We start from the raw sequence: 25,686 nt of genomic DNA on the forward strand, positions 1-25,686 counted from the left end.
TCAACTGCTTCAACTGCTTCAACTGCTTCAACTGCTTCAACTGCTTCAACTGCTTCAACTGCTTCAACTGCTTCAACTGCTTCAACTGCTTCAACTGCTTCAACTGCTTCAACTGCTTCAACTGCTTCAACTGCTTTATTATTTTCAATGACATCCGTACGTTTATCAAGCTTATCGCTAACAATTTCTGCTACATCACTATTTTCAGTTTCGCTTGTTTCTTCAATCGGTCCTATTTCACTGTTAACTTCAGTGCTGGTTTCAACCAACGATTCCACGTTCTCCACTTCTAAAGTATCATGCAATACTTCTACTGACTCACTTGTTAGTGCAGGGTTATTACTTTCAATAGGTTTTTCCTCATGCTTTATATGATCGTCAAAGACAGGTGTTTCTAGCTCCTGTCGTTTGGGATAGAATTGGCTCATATTTCTTTTTTGAAATCCAAAGACAGGCGAAGGAATATCTCTCGCCTTAAAATGAGATTCTCGTGATGCAGAATGCCACTTTATCTCGTCTGAGGTTGTTTCAATTTCTTTATTCACTTCTTTGGTAGGTGGTTTAACTTTTTCAACCACTTTTTCTTGTTCTATAATTGGTTTTCTATTGGTGCGCGGTGTCTTACTTGCAGAATCCATTGTGACAGTTCGCACACGACCTTCATTATAATCTGGTGCTTGTTTATTTTTAATTGGTGCGGGTGTGCGCCGTCCCTTTTTACTATCAGCGATTGGTCTTTCTACCTTTTGTTTCTGTGAGCTTGTTTCATCTTCGTCTAAATTCAACATTTTTTTAAACCAACCAGCCATCTGCATCACCCTCGTTTCTCTTCTTATATAGTTAATTTTACCAAACTATAGTCTTCAATGCTACACTGAGCCATTGTTTAACTTAAAAGAGGATTGCGTATGCTTGACCTGCTTTATAGTCTGATCCTTCTAAAATCATAATGCCCTTTTCAGTTGGTGCATCAGGAATAGCTAATTCACGTGCTGCACAGATCATACCGTTACTTTTTTCACCACGTAATGCAGAAGGTTCAATGATTAAACCGCTTGGCATTACTGCGCCAACTTTAGCTACCACAACGTATTGCCCTTCATCAACGTTTGGTGCACCACAAACAATTTGCTCAACATGTGTACCCAAATCAACTTGGCATACACTAAGATGGTCTGAGTTACTGTGTTCTGCCTTTGATTTTACATAACCGACAACAAATTTAGGACTTGTATCCACATCTTTTAATGTTTCAAAACCGGCAGCACTCAATTGTTCGTTAATAATTGCAATTGTTTCGTCTGTGACTTCTACTTTATCTGTCACGTTTAACGCTGTCTTTTCTTTCACTTTAAATAAGTTATAGCCAATTACTTCATTCGTATCGGCATTTTTAATTTCAGTCACATTATTGTTAGATTCAGTTATTGTTTTTTCAGCTTTTTTACCGTTCTTTTGAACGATCAATACATCGCCAATTCCTTTTTCATTATAAAATACATTTACTATCATTTTTATAACCCCTTTTGTTTGTTTTTAGCCAAAATGAATACAGGTGTTAAATGACCTTTTGAATACTCAAATGCCAATGTTGTAATTGGCACCGGTCCTGAGGCATAAAAATCAAGTGTTAAGTGCCCAATAACATCATAACCCGCTTCATTCACTACATCTACTAATAATAACACATCCTGATGTGGTACTGCTACAACGATCTGACCTTTTGCGTTTTTTTCCATTTTTTCCATGAATTTTTCATTGAGCAAACGACTCGCATCATAACCATCATTGGTTCTAACAAAGTAAAAACGGTTTCCTGCTACATTATCTTCTTTTAATGGAATCTTTTTAGTATTGAGGTTGATTAACGCCTGACTTTTGATCTTTTCTACCGCTAACACACTTGTATCTTTCTGAGTTAATAAACGGTAGGTATTGCCCAAATCTAAAACGTAATAAATTCGCGTTTCTGCTGTATGGTCTGTAACAATAAACGGCTCCCCTTCTTTTGTTTCAAGTGGGAATGAGCTTGAACGTATAACGGGATAAAGATCGTCCATATGATCTTCTACACGTTTCGTATTTTGCGCTGCCGCAAAACTGCTGGTAATATAATACACTTGCTTATCAAGTGCAGATTCTCCATCACGCTCTATGAGTTTGACGAGTTCGGCCAATTGAATCGTAACAGCATTTTTCACACGATCATTTTTAACTTGTAACGTGCCTGAGTCCTTATCAAAGGTATAACGATAGTCAGGATTATTTAGTTTATTAATTAATAATTCTTTTACAGTAAAGATAGTTGGTTTCATTCACTACGCTCCTGACTGCTCAAAGACGCTACAAAACGATTGATTTCTTCTTTCGTTTTACGTTCTTTATTAACAAAACGGCCCGTTTCTTTACCGTTTTCGAATGCTACAAAACTAGGAATACCAAAAATAGCTAAGTCTTGGCAAAGCTCAAGCAATTCGTCACGATCCACATGAATAAAATTAAATGTTGGGTTATCCGCTTCAATTTCGGGTAATTGCGGCTCGATATAAACACAGTCACCACACCAATCTGCACTAAACATAACAATCGTTTTACCTGTCTGAATGATTGTGTTGAATTCTTGTATTGTTGCTACTTTTTTCATCATTATCGCCCCTTTTTTATCGTTTACAATAAGCTTCTATAAATTTATCCCGTACTGTTAGAAATAGTTGGTTTTCTCTATTGGGGTGAATACGGTTGGTTAAAACAATCACCGCTTCAGTTTTCATCGGATTAATTAAGATAAACGTTCCTGTAAATCCTGTATGGTACATGATGGGTTGTTGTGCCTGATTAAAACGTAAATCCCATCCAATCGATCGCTTATTCACACGATCTTCTCCTTGTACTGTTTGAATTAGTTTTCGACTTTCATCCGTCAGTAATTCTGGACTATTCCACCCCATTAAATGATTGATTAACTTTTCAATCGCTTCAATATTCGCAAATAAACCCGCATGTGCCGCAATACCGCCAAGACAGTATGCTTTATGATCATGTACATCCCCTTTAATTAGTCCACGCTGTGTATGTAATTCAGTTGGGACACACTCTAATTTCGCTTTGTTTTTAGGGTTAAATAATAAATTTTCAATAGCCAGTGGTTTAGTGATTTGTTCGCTAAAAAGTCTATCAATTGGTTGTTTGGTCACCGCTTCAATCACTGCACCTAGCAACAGAAAATTGGCATCTGAATAATTGATTGTATCTCCAGCAGTATTATCTTGTGGAATATCGTACATATAATTTTCTACATCAGTCGCTGTTTTTATTGGATAGTTAGGAATGTTTTTTGCCAATCCTGACTGATGTGTGGTTAGTTGTTTAACTGTCACTTCTAGGTATTTAAAACGCGGCAAATAATAGTGCACAGGTTTTAAAATATCAATTTGTTTTTGTTCATACAATTTCAATAATAACGGTGTCGTTACCAATACTTTAGTAAGTGATGCGACATCGTAAATGGCATTCTCTTGTAACACTAATGCCGTTGGAAGGAGTTGCGAACTGCCCACTTGAGCATTAACCCATTTTCCTTGTTGATAAATACCGTATGTTGCACCAGGAATTATTTTATCGGCAACCATCTGTTTGATGTAGTTTTCTAATATTTCCATGGTTACCTCCTTTAATGGACTTGGTATACTTCATTTACATAGTAACTATATCATATTTTGGAAGGAAGTTGACGTATGAAACCAGCTTTTATTGAAACCGTCTCCTGTGGTAATTGGCAATTTCATTATTGCTTACTCAATGAACCATCTGACTTTAGCAAAATCGCAAATGTATTCCCCCAATACACGCCTTTTATAGAAGAAAGTGCCTTGTTAACTGATACAAATTACTTACACGTAACGAATGATTTTATAGCACCCGAAAAAAATTGTATGATCGGTTCTTTTCATTATATTACAAAGACTTCCTCACAATCCAATCTGCTCGCTCATTTTTATGTCGACCAATATCAATTATTATTAACTGATTTAAATATCCCTGACTTAACGGGGCATTCTTTAGCTACAACCGTTGCCATATTAAAATCTTTTGAGACACCTATTGAAGCACTTTATTTTCTATTAACAAAAACACTAAATCCGCTTTTATCTGAAATAGATCATTTCGAACGTAGCGTTGTTACTGCTGAAAAACGACACTATGATAAGTTTAAACAAAAGCAGGTACAACAATTATTTAATTGGCGTTCAGATTTATTACGATTGCGACACCTTACGTTACCGCTACAAGAAATCAAACTAGCGACAGAAGAAATATACACAAACAACCATTTGCAAAAACATGCGATTCACTCGTTTAATAAACGCTTTGAACGAACGACAGACTTGCTTAATCAATATGAAAAACAACTTTCATCAATGTTAGACTTAAGTACAACATTTGCTTCCTACCGTGGCAATGAAATTATGAATGCTCTTACTATGTTCACAGTATTAACCACACCTGTTATTGTATTTGGAGCAATTTGGGGGATGAACTTCCGTGTAATGCCCGAACTTTATTTAAAATACGGTTATCTTTACTCACTCTTGTTGATACTCTTTTTCACTGGTCTTGTTGCTCTATGGCTCTATCGTAAAGGATGGTTAGGCAATAAAAAAAATAAGAAGTAAGTGACTTCTATATTTTGTTCAACGGAGCGCTTAATCAGCCTCTCTTGTTAGCACATTTAGAAATTGATAAAAACAATGACTCTCCGCATAATATCATATGACCAAAGTATTGCGACGTGGTATAATGTCACTAATAACTCTCGTTTTTCATTATTTCAATTAGTTATAAAAGATAAATTGACTATTAATGACTTAAAAAAATGATAAGAAGTTAAATTTCAATCTATACATCGGAGGATTTTATGAAAAAAATAGTTAGAGAATATGCTTTTGTTGCAGCTGTCATCATCCTTATTATTATTGCACGTGTCTTTTTCTTTTCACCTGTTGTGATTGATGGTCACTCAATGGACCCTACTTTAAACGACCGTGACCGTCATATCGCCTATAAACAAGCCAGTATTGATCGATTTGATATTGTCATCTTTGACGAAATTGGTTCTGGTAGCATTTTTGTCAAACGAATTATAGGAATGCCTGGTGATACCGTAAAAGTGAGTCATAATGAATTGTATATTAATGGTAAAAAAACAACACAATCCTTTACTACTCAAGGTGTAACTGACGATATTAACGAAGTCACTGTCCCAGCAGATTCTTATTATGTGTTAGGTGATAATCGCGAAAATTCCACGGATAGTCGTATGATTGGATTTGTTAATAAAGACCAAATTGATGGTAAGCTTGGTTTCAAATTTTATCCGTTTAAGTAAAGCTAGATCAAAACTAAAACAACCGTCTGACAAAAAATGTCAGACGGTTGTTTTTTATACACTTACTAAACAAAAAGAGAGAAGCAAAAGCCTCTCTCAAATTTCCGAAAATTATTCTAACGGTTCGTTTCATCCGTATTGTTATCTAAAGTACTTACTTCTTCAACATATGAATCATTTTCTATGATGACTTCTTCCACAATAACTTCTTTTGGTTGAAGCATGCGATAAAATGAAGCCACTGTTGTTTGGTAGTATGGTGCTAAATAAATACAGACAATCATACCGATGAAAAATGCGAGTCCGATAAACAAAATACCAATACCAAATCCAACAGCTGACGTACCAGTATTTGAGATAAAAGCACTGAACATCAACCATGCGCCGTATAAACCAATCACTAATGGTAAGATCATCCAACCGATGAATGATAATTCTGTGAGGAAAAGTTTCATACGTTTCCCCGACATAATTTCTTTACTTGTTTTAATTGCATCCCAAGCTGAAAGCGTAGGATTATCTTTGATTAGGAAAAATGTTTGCGTGTAACTATAAGCTTTCATAATCGGTAAGATAAGTAAGATAATTGGAATAATGAGCAACCATAAGCTCATCACTTCAGTCATGCCTAGAATAACTACTAATATACCAATAAGTACTGCCGGTAAAGTCCAGATAAATACCATGATACCCACTAAAATATTTGCCCAAATAACTTTTAAGTAAAAGCCTTTACCAAAAGCTGAAAACATTTTTTTAACACTCAATGATTCACCGTCAAAAAGACTTAAATAAAACCATTGAAATCCTGTTGTCAAAGGAATGCTTACGAATATTGTGACCAAAACACTCATGAATGATAGAATCGTATTTCCTGTAGATTCTGTTGTAGCATCAAATGGAGCAACCATGTTCAATGCACCATTGATCACAAGCATCAATAAGAAAACACCAATCGCAATTCCCCAATGACCTTTTAATGCTGCTCTCGCCTCATTTTTAATCAAGCTTATGTTTTTCAAAGTCTCACCTCTTTTAATTTTATATCACCTGTAATTATAGCATGTTTTTTTCAAAAGAACGATATCTATTAGTTTAACTCGGGTAATTTCTTTCAGTTCGATTATTTTAAAAAGATAGAAGCAGTTGCCATGATGACAACACTTCTATCTTTTTTATTAATTTGCGTGTTCTTTAACGATTTCAATGATGACCTTCATCGCTTGGATCATTGATTCTTCTGCGACATATTCAAACTTACCATGCATGTTTTCACCACCTGCAAATACGTTCGGTGTCGGTAAACCCATATAAGACAATTGTGAGCCATCTGTTCCACCACGAATCGGAATGATATGTGGCGTAATGCCTAACTTATCATAGGCTTTTTGTGCCAAGGCAACAATTTCAATAACAGGCTCTATTTTTTCACGCATATTGTAATATTGATCTGCCATTTCAATTGTAATAACTTTTTCACCGTACTTAGCTTGCAATTGTTTGACCGCTGCAGTTAACACTCGTTTACGTTCTTCAAATGCTTCACGATCAAAATCACGAATAATATATGAGGCTTTGGCACTTTCTACGCTACCGCTCATATTGCTCAGATGGAAGAACCCTTCTTTACCTTCTGTTTTTTCTGGTACTTCATCGGCTGGTAACAACGCATGAAACTCTGCAAACAGTGCACCTGCATTTACCATTTTACCTTTTGCGGTACCTGGATGAACACTATTTCCTTGGAAAGTAATGACTGCTCCTGCAGCATTAAATGATTCATATTCCAATTCTCCAACAGGACCACCATCCATTGTGTAAGCAAAATCGGCATTAAATCGTTCCACATCAAATTTTTCAGGTCCACGTCCAATTTCCTCATCAGGTGTAAAGGCGATGCGAATATCACCGTGTTTAATTTCTGGATGTGCAATTAAATATTCCATTGCGGTCATAATTTCTGCAATACCGGCTTTATCATCTGCGCCTAACAAGGTTGTTCCATCAGTTGTGATTAATGTTTGACCTTTATAGTCACTCAACTCTGGAAAATCAGCCGTTCTCATTACAATATTATGTTCTTTGTTCAAAACAATATCTTTGCCATCGTAGTTTTCATGTATTTGTGGTTTGACATCTTTACCTGTAAAGTCAGTTGCCGTATCAACATGTGCTAAAAAACCGATTGTTGCGACATCTAAATCACCACGTACAGTTCCCATTAAATAACCATTCTCATCTAAATGGACATCTGTTAATCCCACTTCTTTCATTTCTTTCTCAAGGTGATGCAACAAATCCCATTGTCCGGGTGTTGAAGGTGTTGTTGTACTATTCTCATCAGATTGAGTATCGATTTTAGCATAAGTAATTAAACGCTCTGTGATTTTTTCCATTATATCTCAGCTCCTAAAGTCTATTTTCAAGTAATCATAGGCTAATCATACTCCATTAATTTATATTTTTCAATTACTGAAACTAGCTTGTCCGCATAGTCTGGATCTGTCGCATAACCTGCTTTTTGTAAAGCCATTGTGCCTTTTTTATAATCCTTTGCAACCAGCACCTCTTTATACTGATTAGCATTCCAAGTCGTACCTTCCTTAAAAAGCTTAACATGATCGTTCATCGATTCTTCCCAGCTAGAATATTTTCTAAATGCCGCTTCAACCGTGATCCATTCATCATTTTCAAACTCTTGTGTTGGGTACTTGATCGATTGTTTTTTATATTGACCTTTGATACCAAATAAATTTTTTCCTTCGACAGCCAAATCGCTCGTACCCCAATCAGACTCTAAAATAGCTTGGGCCATACTCACACTCGCTAACAAGCCACTATCTTCTTGATTTTTTTTCGCTATTGGTGATATTTTTTTTATAAAGGTTTGTTTTTTCTCGGCAGTTATCTTTGCTTCGTCAACTTCTGTAATTACAGGTGCCGCTTCTTCTTGTGATAGTTTCCCAATAATTATACTTAAAAACACGACAAATACTAGGCAGACTATCCCTGTAATAATTAAGTCTTGACGCTTTTTCTTTTTTGATTTTTTTGTCTTAATGATCATTTTTTCACCCACTATCACAACTTATTATGTTTCTTAGTTTAGTGGTTGATTGCTCAGATAGCAAACAAAACGATGTGTTTTTCTATATGAACACACTTCTATATAATGGTTACTTAAAATAAAAAACAGCCACACATGTGACTGTTCTAAATGATATAAGCCTTTATTTTTTTGTATCTTCATCAATTTTAAGGATTGCCATAAATGCCTCTTGAGGCACTTCAACAGAACCAACTGATTTCATACGTTTTTTACCAGCTTTTTGTTTTTCGAGTAATTTACGTTTACGAGAAATATCGCCACCGTAACACTTAGCCAAGACGTTTTTACGCAACGCTTTAATCGTTGAACGTGCGACCACTTTATTACCGATTGCCGCTTGAATTGGCACTTCAAATTGTTGACGCGGAATGAGTTTTTGTAAACGTTCAACAATCACTTTTCCACGATCGTAAGCAAAATCACGATGAACAATAAAGCTTAAAGCATCGACATTTTCGCTGTTCAATAAGATATCCATCTTCACTAGTTTAGATTGACGGTATCCGATAATTTCATAATCTAATGACGCATAACCACGCGTGTTCGATTTGAGTTGGTCAAAGAAATCGTAAACAATTTCAGATAGTGGAATTTCATATTTAACGTTAACACGAATATCATCCATATAATCCATTGTGATGAAATTACCACGCTTACGTTGCGTTAACTCCATAACGGCACCGACATATTCATTTGGTACCATGATTGATGCATTAACATAAGGTTCTTCAACATAAGCAATTAATGATGGGTCTGGCATTTCTGATGGATTCGATACCACCACTTCTGTATCATCTGTTAATGTTGCATGATAGATAACACTTGGTGCTGTGGTAATTAAGTCGATATTAAATTCACGTTCAATACGTTCTTGAATAATTTCCATGTGTAGAAGTCCCAAGAAACCACAACGGAAACCAAATCCTAGTGCTTGTGATGTTTCAGCTTCATATTGTAATGCTGAATCATTCAATTCAAGTTTCTCAAGTGCATCACGTAAATCAACATAATCTGACGAATCGATTGGGTAAAGACCACAATAAACCATCGGGTTCATTTTACGATAACCTTGTAAAGGTTCAGCTGCACGATTTTCTGCATGCGTAATCGTATCCCCTACTTGTGTATCTGCTACTTGCTTGATTGCTGCAGTAAGGTAACCAACATCACCTGCCATCAAGACATCTTGTGGCGATACTTTCGGGTCAAATACACCTACTTCAGTTACTTCAAATGATTTACCTGTTTGCATCATGTAAATTTTATCGCCTGCTTTTACTGTACCACTCATGACACGAATACTCGTAATAACACCACGGTATGCATCGTAAACAGAGTCAAAAATCAACGCTTGTAACGGCGCTTCTAAGTCCCCTGTTGGAGCAGGTACATGTTCAACAACTTGTTCTAAAATTTCTTCGATACCAATACCAGCTTTTGCTGACGCTAAGACAGCTTCACTTGCATCTAATCCAATTACATCTTCAATTTCACCACGCACACGTTCAGGGTCAGCTGCGGGTAAATCAATTTTATTAATAACTGGTAAAATTTCAAGATCATTATCTAATGCTAAATAAACGTTAGCTAATGTTTGTGCTTCAATCCCTTGAGCAGCATCAACTACAAGAACAGCACCTTCACAGGCAGCTAAGCTTCGAGATACTTCATATGTGAAATCGACATGTCCTGGTGTATCTATTAAATGGAACGTATATGTTTCACCGTTCTTAGCGTTGTAAGAAAGTTGTACGGCATTCAATTTAATTGTAATACCACGTTCACGCTCTAAATCCATGGAATCAAGCAATTGATGCTTCATCTCACGGTGCGTCAGTGCATTCGTTTTTTCTAAGATACGGTCAGCCAATGTTGACTTACCATGATCAATATGGGCAATGATTGAAAAATTACGTATATTTTTTTGACGCGCTTTCATCTGGTTTAAATCCAATTTGTCCACTCCTATCACTCTTTGCAAACACTCTTATAAATACTCATATAGCAGACAATACAATTTCATCTCTATTTGCGTTTCACTTCAGCTTCATTATAAGAAGGCATTTATCTAACTTTATTATATAGTAGCTACAATTGTTTGGCAAATCCCTTGTTATTTATGTATTAAAGCTCTTTCTACTATTAAAAAAAGCCTTTTAAAAATAAATTTAGAATAGACGTTTGCAATCCCTTCAATTTTCATATATAATTAAGTCTGTCTTATGGTTGGAATTAGAGCTATCTAATTAGATGAGCCATAGTATGATTATTTCAACGGAGGTGACATAAATGCCTAACATTAAATCCGCTATTAAACGCGTAAAACAAACAGAAACTCGTAATGAATTAAAATCTTCACAACGTGCTGCTGTTCGTTCAGCTGTTAGAAAATTCGACGCTGCTGTTGTAGCTAACGCTGATAACACAAGTGAATTATATAGCCAAGCTGTTTCTAAACTTGATGGTGCTGTTTCAAAAGGTTTGATTCACAAAAACAAAGCAGACCGTAGTAAATCACGTCTTGCTAAAAAATTAGCTAAATAATCTCTTTGGGAGCCTGTTGTATAGGGCTCTTTTGTTTTATCCAAAATTTATTATCCCATTATATTACAAGGTCCTATAATCTTACCTTGCTTTATAGTGGGATTTTTATTATACTGAGAATATTAATTTTCTAATAAATCAAACAATTCTAAATTTAATAGAAATGAAAATTACAAGGAGGTATTTTATGTCATCATTGAATGTAGGTGTTCTCGGATTCGGGACTGTCGGAAGTGGCGTCGTGAGAATTTTAGACGAACATAAGAGTAAGATTAGCCAGATTACTGGTTATGATATTAAAGTAACAAAGGTTTTGGTTCGTGATCTCACGAAAACGCGACGTTATGAAGACGTTGATGTTGCTGTTACTGACAATGCAAATGATGTAATTGGTGATCCATCAATTTCAATCATCGTCGAAGTAATGGGCACAATCGATATCGCTTACGATTATGTACTTAAGTCGTTACGCGCTGGTAAACATGTTGTAACAGCAAACAAAGATCTTATTGCTTTACACGGCGATCACTTGATCACAGTTGCTCGTGAAAATAATTGCGACCTCTTTTATGAAGCAAGTGTTGCAGGCGGAATTCCAATTTTACGTACAATTGTTAACGGCCTTGCGTCAGATCATTTGAAAAAAGTAATGGGGATCGTTAACGGTACCACTAACTTCATGTTGACTAAAATGACCAGCGAAGGACTTTCATACGAAACTGCTTTAAAACAAGCACAAGAACTTGGTTTTGCTGAAAGCGACCCAACTAATGACGTTGATGGGATTGATGCTGCACGTAAAATGGTTATTTTAACTCGTTTAAGCTTCGGTATGAATGTTTCACTAGATGATGTTTCGACAACTGGGATTCGTCAATTAACAGTGGACGAAATCAAATTAGCCGATCAATTAGGTTATACAATTAAACTTTTAGGGATCGCTGAAGAACACAACGGTGCTGTAGATGTTTGCGTCACACCTACCCTGCTTCCAAAAACGCATCCTTTATCAGGTGTTCACAATGAAAATAATGCTGTATTTGTGTTAGGTGAAGCTGCAGGTGAAACGATGTATTATGGCCCTGGTGCTGGTGAATTACCAACGGCTTCAAGCGTTGTCAGCGACATCATTACTGTTGCAAAAAATACAAAACTTGGCACAAATGGGAATGCTTTTAGTTCTTATGTGCATGAAACAAATAAATTGGCTGACAAAGATTGCCTCGCAAAATACTTTGTTCGTCTAAAGATGACTGATGAAACAGGTACTTTCTTAAAAATGACACAGCGTTTCACTGAACAAAAAATTGGATTCAGCCGTATCCTACAATTACCTGAATCAAATGAACAAGCAACTGTCGTTATCATTACACACGAAACAAGTCGTGAAAACCTGCATCTTGCGTTAGAGACTTTAAAAAATGAGAGTGGTATTGTGGTTAACTCACATTATCGAGTGGAGGATTAATTATGTATGAGGGATTATTAAAAAAATACAAAGAATTTTTACCGGTTAATGAGAACACACCTTTATTATCATTACATGAAGGTAATACACCATTAGTGCCCTTACCTCACCTATCAGAAAAATTAGGCATTACATTGTATGCTAAAACAGAAGGTGTGAATCCCACAGGTTCGTTTAAAGATCGTGGAATGGTGATGGCCGTGGCTAAAGCAAAAGAAGATGGAGCCAAAGCAGTTATTTGTGCCTCTACGGGTAATACTTCAGCTGCGGCTGCAGCTTATGCAACACGTGCTGGTTTAAAAGCATACATCGTTATTCCTGAGGGTAAAGTTGCACTTGGAAAACTTGCGCAAGCGGTTATGTACGGTGCTGATATTATTTCAATTGATGGTAACTTTGATGACGCTCTTACTATGGTTCGTGATATTGCTGAAAAAGAAGCGGTAACCCTTGTTAACTCTGTTAACCCTTATCGTATCGAAGGTCAAAAAACAGCTGCTTTCGAAGTTGTTGAACAACTTGGTAAAGCTCCTGATGTTTTAGCAATTCCAGTTGGAAACGCTGGTAATATCACTGCTTATTGGAAAGGCTTTAAAGAATTTAATGACAAGAAACAAAGCGGTCTTCCCCGTATGCATGGTTTTGAAGCAGAAGGCGCTGCAGCAATCGTCCAAGGAGCGCCAATCGCTGCTCCTGAAACATTTGCAACAGCAATTCGTATTGGAAACCCGGCAAGTTGGGCTTTTGCAGAAGCGGCTCGTGATGAATCCAATGGTTTTATTGACGCTGTTAGCGATGATGAAATTTTAGCTGCTTATCAAGCTGTCGCTCGTATGGATGGTATCTTTATTGAACCGGGCTCAGCTGCCTCTTTAGCTGGTGTCATTAAGCATGTGAAGAGTGGTCAAATCAAACCGGGTGAAACAGTCGTGACTGTCTTTACAGGTAATGGCTTAAAAGATCCTGATTCAGCTATCAATAAAGTCCCTGCTACAATTCATCGTCTCAATACATATGATGAAATTGCCAAACATTTAGCAGTGGCAACAGCAGAATGATGCGCATCAAGGTGCCTGCTACCACAGCAAATTTAGGGCCTGGGTTCGACTCTTGTGGTTTGGCTCTTTCCCTTTATTTAGAACTTGATGTGACCCCTGCAGACACTTGGTTCATTGAGCATCAATTAGGTGACGGTATCCCAACAGATGCCTCTAATCTTATTATTGAAACAGCACTTGCACTCGCACCGCATATTCAACCACAACATCTCGTGATGCGTTGTGATATTCCATCCACTCGTGGATTGGGAAGTAGCGCTGCTGCGATTGTTGCGGGAATTGAACTTGCCAATCAGTTAGGTGAGCTCAAGCTTTCCGCAGAAGAAAAAATGCGCATCGCGACTAACATTGAAGGTCATCCGGATAATGTTGCGCCTGCCGTATTTGGCGGTTTGGTGATTGCTGTTCAACTCGGTGAAGAGACACGCTACACACGTCATAACTTTCCAAACTGTGACATTGTTGCCTTTATTCCACAAACTGAATTAGCAACAACGCTGAGTCGCAGTGTTTTACCTGAGGAATTACCTTATGGCACAGCGGTTAAAGCAAGTGCGATTAGCAATGTGATGTTATCGAGCTTATTGTCAGGTGATTTAAAACAAATGGGTGAAATGATGGCGCAGGATCTTTTCCACGAGCATTATCGTAAATCACTCGTGCCTCAATTAGAGCTTTTACGTGAACGCGTTAAAACTTTCGATGCTTATGGTTGCTGTTTATCAGGTGCAGGACCCACAGTCTTAATCTTATCTCAGCCTGAACAAACTGCAGCTTTAATGGCTGATCTAAAAAACTTTGATTCAACAGCAAATTTAATCCATCTTAATGTCGATACTGTTGGTATTCAAGTAAATTAAAAAGTAACGTCTTCGAGAAAATTTCTCAGAGACGTTACTTTTTTGTTTGTTGTTAGGCATGCCAATTGAAAATAAACCACTCAACTTTTTGGCCTGGTAATCCTCTACCTGTCTTTAATTCAAAGTCAGCTTTTGCCAACGCCGCTAATGCTGTTTGTAAATGTATCAATTCAATATTACGGACAGATTGTGCTGCTAACTTCGCTCGATAAGGATGGACTTTTAACGTGCGTGCCATTTCTGGATCACTGTATCCTTTTTTCTTCATAATTTTAACTTGGTTCATCAAACGAAATTGGCTAATCAATAATGCCAATATCTTAATCGGCTCTTCTTTTTGTTTAATTAAATCTTGATAGATACGCAAGGCCTTACCTGTCTCTTTATTAACCACTTTTTCAGTCAATTGAAAAACATTTTGTTCCAACGATCTTACAACCATATCTTCTACAATTTGAACAGTCATCAAACCACCATTTACAAACAACGCTATTTTTTCTAATTCTTGAATGGCTACAGATAGTTGGAAATTAGTTAATACCATTAACTCTTGCATTGCTGCCGGTTCATAATCCATATTTAAAGCGGTCGCTCTTTCAGATAACCAGCGTAATAAACTTTGTTCGTTGGGTGCAGTTGCATCGATAACAACAGCATTTTTTTGCACTAATTTACTTATTTTTTTCCGTGCATCCAACTTATCTACACCCGCCACAATAACAAGAATTGTAAACGGTACAGGTTCATTCAAATAATTTTCAAAACCCTTTATTTGATGATCCACCTTATCTTTTTCAGAAGTTAAAAAAGTGGGGCGTTGAAGGATTACAACTTTACGATCCCCCCAAAAAGGAACGGATTCAGCTTCGCCAATCGCTACTTCAATCGATGTTTCAGTTAAATCGAAATTCGCATAATTAAACTCAGCTTCGTCTGCAATCAGCGCATTTTCTTCGATACGTTTCAGCGTTTCCTGAATAATATACGCCTCTGTTCCAATGATTAAATAAACAGGAGAAAACTCTCCACGTTCAATCGTTTGCCATTCTTTGATCATCTTTTCATCCCCAACTCTTTACCAATATATTCTCACCTCTTTATTATAACTGAAAATGGCATTATTATCGAACTGCTTTCTCTTTTTAAGGATGAATTCCCTACTCTGTTATTTTTAATAATCGAAATGATAAATAAGAGCACCCTCTAATGCCGTACTACGAATACGAACATTATTATTTGCTAAAATTTCTAAAACCTCGGGATGAGGATGTCCATATCTTGATTTTTCGGCTACAGAAATCCATGCCTCTTTTGGCTGCATGTTTTCAACAAAAGTGGCATCTGTCGAATGTTTACTCCCATGGTGAGCTACCATTAAATAATCGAGGCCTAATTTAGGGTATTCCTTCATGATACGCTGTTCTTGCTCTTTTTCCATATCACCAGTAAACAACCAACTTTTTCCAGCAATAACCGCATGCAATACTACAGAATCGCGATTTTCACCTATACCGCCTTCCGCTTGTGGATTTAAAACAGTGAACCTAATCTTCCCCAACACTAATTCATCGCCTTCAACAACTTCTCGTTGAGGAATAGCTTTCAATTTTGTTAACATTGTTGCTAATAACTTGTCACTGGCACTACCACGTCCGATTATAATTTCACCAAGCTTGATCTCTTCAGCTAATTCCACCAACGCCCCCATGTGATCGAAGTCACTATGCGTAAGGATAACTTGATCAATTCGACTAACACCTAATGCTTTAAGTGTAGGGTTTAGGACGTTTTTCCCTATGGTATAGACACGTTTACGTTTCTGCCATTCCTCCCGTGGCTGCCAATCAAATTGTCCGCCTGTATCGATTAACATATTACCTTTATTATTTGGTAGCTGTATAAAAAGGCTATCGCCTTGACCCACATCAATCATAACGACCCTGCCTTTATTGCTCCATTGTGTTTGGATTGGCAAACTCAGGATTGTTATAATCAACAGTAAAGTCAATGTCTTTAAATAACACTTCCGCTCCCAGGCTATAAAAAAACTCCATAAAAGTACAACTATTATAAGATAGCTAACTAATGGGGCTCGTCCAGTAATGTATGTGTTAAACGGTAACTCATTTAATTTGATCGCAAACGTTTCACTCAAACTCAACACTTTTTCAAACAGTGTTAAAAGCGGGGTGGGTATTTCAAAAAGTGGTAAAATAAGGGCTGTTCCCAAACATGCAGGAATGATGAATAGTGTATAGAGGGGTACAAAAATTAAATTGCTCCAAATACTTGCAAGTGAAATTTCAAAAAAATGGTAACTAATTAAAGGAAGAGACATTAACGTCGCAATAATTGATATTTTCAGTCCTTCAACTACTCTACTTTGAGATTGGCGGATAATATTCCGACTTAAAACCAATCCTAAACAGACGGCATACGACAGTTGGAAGCCTATAGAAAAGAGTTGATAATGATCGAGGAGGATTTGCAAATTGAAACTTATAATCAAAGCAGTGAACGTGGATATCTTCGAAGGGATGATCTCATTTAAAAAGAGCAAACACATCATGCTTACTGCTCTCACAACTGGCGCATTAGCACCTGCTAACACGAGATAGAACAATAAGAAGACAATAGCAAGACTTGCACTTAAACGTCTTGTATCACCTGAATAAAGCGCTATCATAAACAAACTCGCCCCGATGAGGTGTACATGTAGACCAGAAATCGCTAAAAGATGTATGACACCTAATGATCGATAGGCTTCAACAGTCTCCTCTTCAAGACTATCTCGTTCACCAAAAATCAGCGCTCTTGTATAAGAACCTACTTTAGATGGTGCTTTTTCTGTTACTACGGCCAATAAATAATGGCGTAGCTGTAGAATTTTTGTATGCCACGAGGGTTTGCTGTCTGCTAGTTTTTCAATCGAAACAGCCGTAATAACATGGTGGATATGCTGGTACTTTAAATACAACCGTTCATCAAATTGATGAGGATTTTTTGCACGATTAGGGCTACGTGTTTCACCACTAATCTGTAAATTATCGCCAGGTTTTATATGCCTTAACGCATCCTTTTCGTTTTCTGTATTCATCACATAACTCATTTTACTTGTTTGTTTTCCTTGTGTAACTATCGCTTGGAAACGATCACCATCAATCAGCGGTTCAGCACTAATCTTAAAAGACTTTAAAAAATCAGGTGCGCTTTTGCGAAAACTCTGTTCAGCGCTGGACTGATAAATAATCATCAGCAACAATAACATCGGTAAAAAATATAAAAGCTGTTTATATTTCCAACTTAATAAGCAACATATTATGAGCACAATAATAACAAAGCTAAAGGCTTCTTTTTCCATCGCTACAGCAATAAATAACATCATACAACTTATCACTAACAGATGGCGTGCCATAACATCACCTCCGTTTTAAAGCTGTTTTTTCACCGCTTTAATCAACGTTACATTTTCTGTTGTTTCAGGTAATTGTGAGAGTGCAGCAAGCACATCTTTCTTTAATTCGACAGCGAAATGTTGAGAATAAACAGGATCTAAAGGCACATGAACAGTTTCTACTTGTGCTTGTTTAAATAGCTGCTGAGCATAGGGGTGATTATGATAATCCTGAGCAAAGTGCACTTTTTTTATACCCGCTTGTATAATGGCCTTACTACAATTAACACACGGATAGTGTGTCACATACAGTTCAGCTTGCTCAGTAGATGCACCAAATTTAGCACATTGTAAAATCGCATTCATTTCAGCATGAACTGTTCGGATACAATGCCCGTGATCCATTAAACACTCACCATCAATACAGTGGGCCTCTCGTGCTACAGAGCCATTATATCCACCTGCAATGATACGATTATCGCGAACAATTGTTGCTCCCACCATTAAACGATGACACGTGCTACGTGACGCTAGCAAGTGACTCTGTGCCATAAAGTATTGATTCCATGATATTCTCTCCATTAAATGTCGCTCCTCTGTTTATCTTCTTATTATCAGTATAATCACACAACTTACTACCCGTCAATCTCTTTTCAATAAAAAGCGTTATACATCAAGGTAATCCTTTAAGCGCTCAACTGTTTTGTCACCTATGCCAGTTACATTAGTCAGTGCCTCGATATTTTCAAACAAACCATTTTCTTCACGATAACTAATAATTGTCGCTGCTTTTACAGCTCCAATTCCGGGAACGCCTTCAAAATCAGTTACTTTCGCCTGATTAATGTTGATTTTGACTGGTGCAGCATCTGTTTCATCTACTTGATCAGATGGTAAATCACCTTCAAAAGGCACGTTAACGACCATTTGATCTACGACCTTTTGTGCTAAATTCAACTGGCTAGTATCCGCCTTTTTGGTCACACCTCCTGCTAAATGGATAACATCTTTAACGCGTGCATCAATTGCTATTTCATACACATCAGGTTTTCCTACTGCCCCTTTTACATCAACTGTAAAATGTGTTACTTCTGCATCGGTTTTTTTCTCTTTAATAGGCTCTGTTTGTACCGCATTCACTTGCGGCGTTTCTTCTACCTTTACCTGTGGTAACAAAAAGATTAATATCCCCGTTATAAAAACGCCTATCACAACATAAGATATTAATCGATATTCTTGATAAAATGTTTTTATCTTTCTCATGGTACCCACCTCTTCCTGTTTAACTTTTCGCTCTTATCTATCAACCTTCCTTTTTATTGATAGATGCCAGTATCGATTTAATCTTTATTTTTAGATACCTTTCATGTTAAATAGCTATTTAAAACAGGGAAAATCTTATACATAATTATTAATTTGCACAAAAAAAGACTCTAAGATTTATACTATCTTAGAATCTTTTTCGATTATTTTTGACAGACAAAAAACAAGCGTTCTGACGTTTCAGACGGAGCCTCATCAGTAAAGTCGGCATAAACACCCACTTTAGAGAAACCTGCTGCTAGTAATAGCTTTTCATAAGTCTCAATTGAATATGTACGTTCGCAATGTAACTCATCACGACGCGTGTACATATCCATTTCTTCGTCATAGAGGAAGAATGATAAATCATGTTCTACAGTATGCGCTTCTTCGCCTTTGTATGAGCGCCAAATAAATGAGACATCATCATCATTATCAGCAAACACATAATTATCAAATAGCACATCTACTTTATAGATACTATGAACATCAAAAATGAATGTTCCTGTCTCTGTTAAGTGTTGCTGTACACGTTCAAATACTTTACTTACACTCGCTTCATCAGTCATGTAGTTCAGTGAATCACTTAAACATGTAATCGTTTCAAACGATTGACCTAAATCAAAATCAAGCATGTTAGCTTCAAACAAAGGAATCGTTAAAGATGCTTCTTCAAATTTATCCTGTGCTAAAACCAACATATTTGCTGCAAGATCAAGTCCTGAAACATCATACTTTTCAGCTAAACGTAAAGCGAATTCTCCAGTACCACAACCCAAGTCCAACAAAGTTGATTGCGATTGTGTATGGCGTACTACAAAATCCACCCACTTTTCATAGAGTGATTTATCCATCAAATCATCATAAACAAGTGGAAACGTATCGTAGTTTTCTTTCATTTATTCAAACGCAGCAGTAACGTCAACAAGTGGTGCGTCACCCCATAGTTTTTCTAAATTATAGTAAGCACGATCTTCGTGATGGAAAACATGTACAACAACATCGCCTAAATCAACTAAGATCCAACGCGCTGCAGATAAACCTTCCATACGTTCGATTGTAATACCTTGTTTACTTGCTTTATCTTTAATTTCATTTGCAATAGCTTGTACTTGTTTCTCAGAGTTACCATGAGCGATTAAAATATAATCTGCCATCGAGCTTAACTCTGTCATATCAAGCGCCATAATATCTTCTGCACGTTTATCGTCACTTGCTTTAGCTGCAAGCATTAATACCTCTTTACTATTTATCAAAATTTCGCTCTCCTTCTTCTTTTAACTGTTTTGTAATCATATTATACGCTTCGAACGTATCAGGAAAAATCGTTTGTTGTCTTTGGATAAGATAAATCATCGTTTGTGATAATTCAAAACGAACGGCTTCATCCAACGATTTTTTTGCTAGCTCACGCGCTTCTTCTACACCTGGAAATTCACGATTTGGCTCAATGTAGTCTGCCACAAAAATAACTTTTTCAAGTGGTGACATATTACGTTGACCTGTCGTATGGAAAGTGATTGCACCTAAAATTTCAGGATCATCAATGCCCATTTCCTTATTAACTAACACTGCTCCAACTGGTGCATGCCAGAGGTTAGGATGATATTGTAATAAACTTTGATCTAAATCTTCTTTTATAATAATATGACGCATCTCATCGATGTCGCGAACTTTAGCATAGTCATGAAAAATTGCCGCTAAACTAGCTTTTTCAGGATCGACACCATACTGTCTCGCTAATTCAATTGCTGTTTTTTCCACGCCTAATGTATGGATATAGCGCTGTTCCGTTAAATGTGGTTTAACCAACTCTAAAGCTTCTTCACGATTCATAAAATCGGCACTCCTTTATAGCGTAATAAACATTGTCTGGCACCATATAGCGCACTGATTTATCCGCCTTTATTTGAGCCCTGATGCCTGATGAAGAGACATCAAACAAGGGCAATTCTAATTTTTTTATCGGATAATCAGTGTTCAATTGAAAACCACTTCTTGTCACACCGATAAAGGTCACTAACTCCATTAGACGGTCTATTTTATACCATTTCGGTAAAAATTCAACCATATCAGCTCCGATGATAAAATAAAATTCCGTATTTGGCTCTCGCTTAGTCAATTCTAACATTGTATCGTAGGTGTATGATGCGCCACCTTTTTCAATTTCATATAATTCCATTTTAAAATGTGAATTACCTTCAATTGCTTTACGAACAAGCTCAACACGGTTTTCATCACTAATACCCTCAGTCACCTTTTTATGAGGCGGGACAGCATTAGGCATAAATCTTATTTCATCCAAGTTTAACATTTCGAAAACTTGTTCTGCAATATATAAGTGTCCTAAGTGAGGTGGATTAAATGTTCCACCTAGTATAGCAATACGTTTTGTCATTGTTACACCCCGATTATTTTATGATGGGAGTTGAATTTTAGGATCGTTTTTTGATGGACGGTAAAGAACAATTGTTTTACCAATTACTTGGACTAATTGCGCTTTTGTTTTCTTAGCAATCGCCAAACCTACTTCAGCTGGAATTTCATCACTGTTTTGGAGAACGCTCACTTTGATTAGCTCACGAACTTCTAAAGCCTCTTTAATTTGACGAATCATATTTTCATTAATTCCACCTTTACCAATTTGGAAAATTGGTGAGATATGGTGTGCTTGACTTCTTAAATAACGTGTTTGTTTACCTTTTAGCATTTTTTAAACCCTTTCTCATTTGCAGCATTGTACATCAAATCAATATCAGGCCATTTACCTGTCCAGATTTCAAATGCCAATGCGGCTTGATAAATTAACATTCCTAAACCATTTTGTTTAGGATTGCTTCCTGCTGCTTTCAAAAAAGCAGTTTCTTGCGGATTATATATTAAATCACTGACGAACGTATCTGCTCTTAAACCTGTCAGTTCAATTGGTAACGCCTCACTACTTGCATCCATTCCTACTGATGTTGTTTGTACAATACAGTCAAAATCTGCTAAGTTTGCTTGCGCCGTTTCTAAGTCCATTGACTGGCAATTTAAAAGCTCCGCTAAATTTTCAGCTGTTGCAAGTGTACGGTTAGTGATGGTGATATTGTTGTAACCTTGCGCTTTCATAGCCTCTAATATCCCTTTTGCAGCGCCACCTGCACCGATAATCAAGAAGCGAGTTTCCAGTGTTAAAGCTTTAAAATCTTCTTTCAGGCTGGCAATAAAACCATCGCCGTCAGTATTGTAACCCACGTAGCCTGTGTCAGTTTTCTTAACAGTATTTACCGCTTGCGCTAACTTTGCACTATCTGCTAATTCATCCAAGTATGGAATAATCGCTTCTTTATAAGGTGCTGTTATATTAAACCCATCTATACCTAAAGCTTTCAAACCACTAAAAGCAGCTGCTTGATTCGCACAAGTAATTTCAAATGGTACATAACTCGCATCAATTTCCAATGCATTTAACGCTTGCTGATGAATTGCTGGAGAGATACTATGAGAAACTGGATAACCAATTACCGCATATGTTTTTTTCATCGATCCATCACCGTCCTTTTGTTACATGATTGATTTACGAATTGTAACATTCACATTTTCAGGAACCCAAGCTTTAATATGAGCACCTTCTTCTACTGTTACCCAGCCAAGTCCAGAAAAAACAATGTCCATTTTCGCTTTCGCATGAAAATCTTGCCCCACTAGTTTAGGGAAATCAGCAACATCCTCAGCAAATGGCGGTTGTAATAACTCACCTAAATGATTTGCATAAAGCTCATCTGCTTTTTCTAATTTGGTACGATGGATTTTAATGCTATTTGGCAAGTAACATGTAAGTGAGCGTCTACCACCTGAAATATAATCTAATCTTGCAAGCCCACCAAAGAAGAGTGTTTGTTCCTCATTCAATTGATAGCTAACTGGTTTGATTTCTTTTTTCGGTGTGATTGCTTTTAATGTTTTACTTGTGACAACATGTGCCATTTGATGATGATTTATAATTCCTGGTGTATCAACTAACATGCTGCCGTCATCTAACGGAATTTCAATCGTATCAAGTGTTGTGCCTGGGAAATGAGACGTTGTAATAATGTCTTTTTCACCACTCACATCGTGGATAATACGATTGATAAATGTTGATTTCCCAACATTGGTACAACCGACAACATAAACATCCCCACCATTACGGTGTTTTTCAATCAATTCTAACACAGGACTAATTTCACCATCTCTTAACGAGCTGATTAAATCAACTGCAACAGGTTTCATACCTAACTCTTTTGCGCGACCACGCATCCAGTTCATTAGTGGAGGACGTTTAAGCGAATGTGGCAGTAAGTCAACTTTATTTCCCAATAAAAGGATCGGGTTATTTCCAACAAAACGTTGTAACCCAGGTAACCAGCTACCATCAAAGTCAAAGATGTCAACTATCATAACAATTAAACCTTTTTTAGCTCCTAGTCCGTTCAAAATACGCAAGAAATCATCATCTGTTAAAGATACATCTTGAACCTCGTTATAGTGTTTCAAGCGGTAACAACGTTTACAAATAACTTGTTCTCTTCCTAGGCTTGAAGCCGGAGCATAGCCTAGCGCGTTTGGATCTTCTGATTGAATGATTGCCCCGCAACCAATACAATGTAATTCTTCATTTTCCATTTATAGTGTATCCTCCCATTTTAATGGATTCTTTCGTTTTAATAATGACACAATCAACTTTTCAATCTGACGATTAATTTTAGTGTTCCAAGCATCACTTTGCTTAACTGGCTGAACTAAAATCGTAAATAAACGGGCACGGTTACCACCGAGAATATCCGTCAAAAGCTGATCTCCTATCATTGCTACTTCGTCACGACGAACTGCATAGATACGCATTGCTCGTTTAAAACCGGAGTTCAATGGTTTTTTTGCACGATAAACAAACGGAACGCCAACCTCTTCCGCAAATTTGCTCACACGTTCTTCATTATTATTAGAAACAATTGTCAGCTCGATTCCAGCTGTTTTCAATTCTTTAATCCAATTGTGTAATTGTTCAGGCGCCGCTTCATCATCCCATGCAATTAGTGTGTTATCAAGATCCGTAAACACGACTTTAATTCCATTTCGCTGTAGTTGTTCCGGCGTGATTACATACGGTGATGTAACCATTCGATTGGGTAAAAACATTTTCAACAAAATTTCAGGCACCTCGCTTTTTCTCATTCTTATACATTATAACTGAAAAAATGGTGTTTGTCGCATAAACTTTAGAAGTTCCTGTTGGATAAACCACAATCAATTAGCTGAACGTTTTAATTAATTATAGTGACCTATTAACAAACACGCTACCTTGCACAAAATATTTCTCTTGTCCCAATATTTTGAATTTAACAAAAACTAAGTGTATAATTCAATAGGAAGTTATTGTCCTTATTGGAAAAACACCTTCTTAAGAGGTTTGTTATCTTTCTAACGAATCTTTGCAAGTTGCTTAAAAATCCACTTTGGAACTTCTGCTACTTCTACTATTAACTATAAGGGAGATGTATTATCCATGTCGAAAAAAAATTATTCGCTATCTTGGGATATTGATTCATTTTTCAAAGGTGGCTCACATTCAGCTGAGCTTCAAGCTAAATTAGAACAAACAAGCAAAGAATTGGCTGCTTTTACTACAGCAGTCTCAGAGTGGGATGGTCAAGATTACACCGTCTTTACTGAGTTAACATCCAGTTATGCGAATTTAGGAATGGCCACTTTCCAAATGGGTTCATTTGTGGAGTGTTTCTCAGCTGCTGATGCTAGTGATACGTATAGCGACACACTGCTCAACCGTTTGGGTTCATTAAATGCAACCCTACAAAATGCTTCTAATGAACTTTCAAAGAAAACAACCTTATTATCTGATGAACATTGGCAACAATGGTTAGAAACTGATGCTTTAAAAGAAATTGCTTTTGTATTAGATGAGTTACGCACGAACCAAACCTTCCTGCTCTCTGATAAAGAAGAGACACTTATCAATAATTTAAGTGTTGATGGGTATGCTGGCTGGTCAGCGCATTATGATACGCTTGTTCATTCTATGCGTTTTGATGTTGTTAATGAGCAAGGTGAGGCTGTTTCGTTATCAGCAGGTCAGACTGACAACCTTTTGAACTCAGCTAACTATGATGTTCGCCACAACGCCTTTAAAGTTTGGGAACAAACGTGGCAAGAAAAAGGCGCGTTATTTGCTGATACCTTAAACCACTTAATTGGCTTCCGATTAGCAAAATATCAAGCGCGTGAGTGGGATATCCTTGATGAGTCATTGCGCCTCAATCGTTTAGAAGAAGCAACTTTAAATAGCATTTGGGATGTTGTTTCAAATAACAAAGCACCTGTTTTAGCCTTTCTAGAGCGTAAAGCGAAAATGCTTAACCTTGATAAACTGGGTTGGGTTGATGTAGAAGCACCCTTAACTTTAACTGACACTCAAACAACACTGACATTCCAAGAAGGCGCTGAATTTATTGAAGAACACTTTGCCAAGTTCAGTCCAAAAATGGCAGAATTTGCACGCAATGCGTTTGAAAACAACTGGATTGAA

Annotated in this window: 28 protein-coding genes; 7 read left to right on the plus strand and 21 right to left on the minus strand. The window is 37.0% G+C overall.

Going from position 1 to position 25,686, the window contains the following annotated elements; all coding sequences use genetic code 11:
* The 5 genes from IKV95_RS05725 to IKV95_RS05745 form a co-directional block, all read right to left on the minus strand.
* Positions 1–809 (minus strand): hypothetical protein (locus IKV95_RS05725; protein ID WP_287451496.1); only part of this gene is annotated, 809 nt, incomplete at its 3' end.
* An 82-nt stretch (positions 810–891) separates the two neighbouring features.
* Positions 892–1,512: a YtpR family tRNA-binding protein gene (gene ytpR, locus IKV95_RS05730; RefSeq protein ID WP_069125283.1), complete on the minus strand. Its 621-nt coding sequence runs from the start codon at positions 1,510–1,512 to the stop codon at positions 892–894.
* 2 nt (positions 1,513–1,514) lie between these two features.
* On the minus strand, positions 1,515–2,315 hold the full coding sequence (locus IKV95_RS05735) for a DUF1444 domain-containing protein (protein ID WP_029091259.1): 801 nt from the start codon (positions 2,313–2,315) through the stop codon (positions 1,515–1,517).
* On the minus strand, positions 2,312–2,644 hold the full coding sequence (locus IKV95_RS05740; protein ID WP_029091258.1) for a thioredoxin family protein: 333 nt from the start codon (positions 2,642–2,644) through the stop codon (positions 2,312–2,314). The genes IKV95_RS05735 and IKV95_RS05740 overlap by 4 nt, the downstream gene beginning before the upstream one ends.
* Before the next feature lie 16 nt (positions 2,645–2,660).
* Positions 2,661–3,659: a serine hydrolase domain-containing protein gene (locus tag IKV95_RS05745; protein ID WP_051457347.1), complete on the minus strand. Its 999-nt coding sequence runs from the start codon at positions 3,657–3,659 to the stop codon at positions 2,661–2,663.
* A gap of 75 nt (positions 3,660–3,734) precedes the next feature.
* Here IKV95_RS05745 and IKV95_RS05750 point away from each other — a divergent pair, with 75 nt between their 5' ends.
* Both IKV95_RS05750 and lepB read left to right on the plus strand, forming a co-directional pair.
* Complete coding sequence (locus IKV95_RS05750) at positions 3,735–4,673, plus strand: CorA family divalent cation transporter (RefSeq protein WP_069118826.1); 939 nt, start codon at positions 3,735–3,737, stop codon at positions 4,671–4,673.
* Between the two features lie 242 nt (positions 4,674–4,915).
* Positions 4,916–5,386 carry a signal peptidase I gene (gene lepB, locus IKV95_RS05755; protein WP_069129523.1) on the plus strand — a complete coding sequence of 157 codons (471 nt, stop codon included), beginning with the start codon at positions 4,916–4,918 and terminating at the stop codon, positions 5,384–5,386.
* A gap of 116 nt (positions 5,387–5,502) precedes the next feature.
* On the opposite strand, the gene IKV95_RS05760 is transcribed toward lepB, so the two are convergent.
* From IKV95_RS05760 to lepA, 4 genes are all read right to left on the minus strand, one after another.
* Positions 5,503–6,408 (minus strand): DUF975 family protein, encoded by a 906-nt coding sequence (locus IKV95_RS05760; RefSeq protein ID WP_029091256.1) that lies wholly within the window; start codon positions 6,406–6,408, stop codon positions 5,503–5,505.
* A gap of 156 nt (positions 6,409–6,564) precedes the next feature.
* Positions 6,565–7,785 carry a peptidase T gene (gene pepT, locus IKV95_RS05765; RefSeq protein ID WP_069135187.1) on the minus strand — a complete coding sequence of 407 codons (1,221 nt, stop codon included), beginning with the start codon at positions 7,783–7,785 and terminating at the stop codon, positions 6,565–6,567.
* 38 nt (positions 7,786–7,823) lie between these two features.
* Complete coding sequence (locus IKV95_RS05770) at positions 7,824–8,453, minus strand: glycoside hydrolase family 73 protein (RefSeq protein WP_069118830.1); 630 nt, start codon at positions 8,451–8,453, stop codon at positions 7,824–7,826.
* A 163-nt stretch (positions 8,454–8,616) separates the two neighbouring features.
* Complete coding sequence (gene lepA / locus IKV95_RS05775) at positions 8,617–10,434, minus strand: translation elongation factor 4 (protein ID WP_373453451.1); 1,818 nt, start codon at positions 10,432–10,434, stop codon at positions 8,617–8,619.
* A 350-nt stretch (positions 10,435–10,784) separates the two neighbouring features.
* Between lepA and rpsT the strand changes: the two genes are divergently transcribed.
* From rpsT to thrB, 4 genes are all read left to right on the plus strand, one after another.
* Positions 10,785–11,039, plus strand: a complete 255-nt coding sequence (rpsT, locus tag IKV95_RS05780; RefSeq protein ID WP_029091252.1) for a 30S ribosomal protein S20 — start codon at positions 10,785–10,787, stop codon at positions 11,037–11,039.
* A 187-nt stretch (positions 11,040–11,226) separates the two neighbouring features.
* Positions 11,227–12,507, plus strand: coding sequence for a homoserine dehydrogenase (locus IKV95_RS05785; protein WP_069125289.1), 1,281 nt, complete (start codon positions 11,227–11,229; stop codon positions 12,505–12,507).
* A gap of 2 nt (positions 12,508–12,509) precedes the next feature.
* Positions 12,510–13,565 carry a threonine synthase gene (gene thrC, locus IKV95_RS05790; protein ID WP_483296359.1) on the plus strand — a complete coding sequence of 352 codons (1,056 nt, stop codon included), beginning with the start codon at positions 12,510–12,512 and terminating at the stop codon, positions 13,563–13,565.
* Entirely contained in the window at positions 13,565–14,425 is an 861-nt protein-coding gene (gene thrB, locus IKV95_RS05795) for a homoserine kinase (protein WP_069125305.1), read from the plus strand. The genes thrC and thrB overlap by 1 nt, the downstream gene beginning before the upstream one ends.
* A 52-nt stretch (positions 14,426–14,477) precedes the next feature.
* Here the strand turns inward: thrB and holA are convergent, their stop codons facing one another.
* The 12 genes from holA to IKV95_RS05855 form a co-directional block, all read right to left on the minus strand.
* Positions 14,478–15,482: a DNA polymerase III subunit delta gene (gene holA, locus IKV95_RS05800; protein ID WP_069125291.1), complete on the minus strand. Its 1,005-nt coding sequence runs from the start codon at positions 15,480–15,482 to the stop codon at positions 14,478–14,480.
* A gap of 114 nt (positions 15,483–15,596) precedes the next feature.
* Positions 15,597–17,840 carry a DNA internalization-related competence protein ComEC/Rec2 gene (locus IKV95_RS05805; protein ID WP_287451499.1) on the minus strand — a complete coding sequence of 748 codons (2,244 nt, stop codon included), beginning with the start codon at positions 17,838–17,840 and terminating at the stop codon, positions 15,597–15,599.
* Between the two features lie 15 nt (positions 17,841–17,855).
* On the minus strand, positions 17,856–18,401 hold the full coding sequence (locus IKV95_RS05810; RefSeq protein ID WP_080712890.1) for a ComE operon protein 2: 546 nt from the start codon (positions 18,399–18,401) through the stop codon (positions 17,856–17,858).
* 84 nt (positions 18,402–18,485) lie between these two features.
* Positions 18,486–19,082 carry a helix-hairpin-helix domain-containing protein gene (locus IKV95_RS05815; RefSeq protein WP_069135191.1) on the minus strand — a complete coding sequence of 199 codons (597 nt, stop codon included), beginning with the start codon at positions 19,080–19,082 and terminating at the stop codon, positions 18,486–18,488.
* A 203-nt stretch (positions 19,083–19,285) separates the two neighbouring features.
* Positions 19,286–20,020 carry a class I SAM-dependent DNA methyltransferase gene (locus IKV95_RS05820; protein WP_069125296.1) on the minus strand — a complete coding sequence of 245 codons (735 nt, stop codon included), beginning with the start codon at positions 20,018–20,020 and terminating at the stop codon, positions 19,286–19,288.
* Complete coding sequence (gene rsfS / locus IKV95_RS05825) at positions 20,021–20,374, minus strand: ribosome silencing factor (RefSeq protein WP_029091244.1); 354 nt, start codon at positions 20,372–20,374, stop codon at positions 20,021–20,023.
* Complete coding sequence (yqeK, locus tag IKV95_RS05830) at positions 20,367–20,957, minus strand: bis(5'-nucleosyl)-tetraphosphatase (symmetrical) YqeK (RefSeq protein WP_029091243.1); 591 nt, start codon at positions 20,955–20,957, stop codon at positions 20,367–20,369. The genes rsfS and yqeK overlap by 8 nt, the downstream gene beginning before the upstream one ends.
* Positions 20,947–21,519, minus strand: coding sequence for a nicotinate-nucleotide adenylyltransferase (locus tag IKV95_RS05835; RefSeq protein WP_069118838.1), 573 nt, complete (start codon positions 21,517–21,519; stop codon positions 20,947–20,949). The genes yqeK and IKV95_RS05835 overlap by 11 nt, the downstream gene beginning before the upstream one ends.
* An 18-nt stretch (positions 21,520–21,537) precedes the next feature.
* A complete protein-coding gene (yhbY, locus tag IKV95_RS05840) occupies positions 21,538–21,831 on the minus strand; it encodes a ribosome assembly RNA-binding protein YhbY (RefSeq protein ID WP_069125297.1) in 294 nt (97 codons plus the stop codon).
* Positions 21,825–22,646, minus strand: a complete 822-nt coding sequence (gene aroE / locus IKV95_RS05845; RefSeq protein ID WP_036027100.1) for a shikimate dehydrogenase — start codon at positions 22,644–22,646, stop codon at positions 21,825–21,827. Before aroE ends, yhbY begins: the two co-directional genes overlap by 7 nt.
* Before the next feature lie 21 nt (positions 22,647–22,667).
* The gene (yqeH, locus tag IKV95_RS05850; protein WP_029091240.1) at positions 22,668–23,768 is read right to left on the minus strand and encodes a ribosome biogenesis GTPase YqeH; all 1,101 of its coding nucleotides are present in this window, start codon (positions 23,766–23,768) and stop codon (positions 22,668–22,670) included.
* Positions 23,769–24,287, minus strand: coding sequence for a YqeG family HAD IIIA-type phosphatase (locus IKV95_RS05855; protein WP_029091239.1), 519 nt, complete (start codon positions 24,285–24,287; stop codon positions 23,769–23,771). It abuts the gene before it with no gap.
* A 361-nt stretch (positions 24,288–24,648) separates the two neighbouring features.
* Between IKV95_RS05855 and IKV95_RS05860 the strand changes: the two genes are divergently transcribed.
* A partial coding sequence (locus IKV95_RS05860) for a gluzincin family metallopeptidase (protein ID WP_483296360.1) occupies positions 24,649–25,686 on the plus strand: 1,038 nt, incomplete at its 3' end.

This window comes from Brochothrix sp. (genome assembly GCF_017549435.1).
Classification (GTDB): Bacteria; Bacillota; Bacilli; order Lactobacillales; family Listeriaceae; genus Brochothrix; species Brochothrix thermosphacta.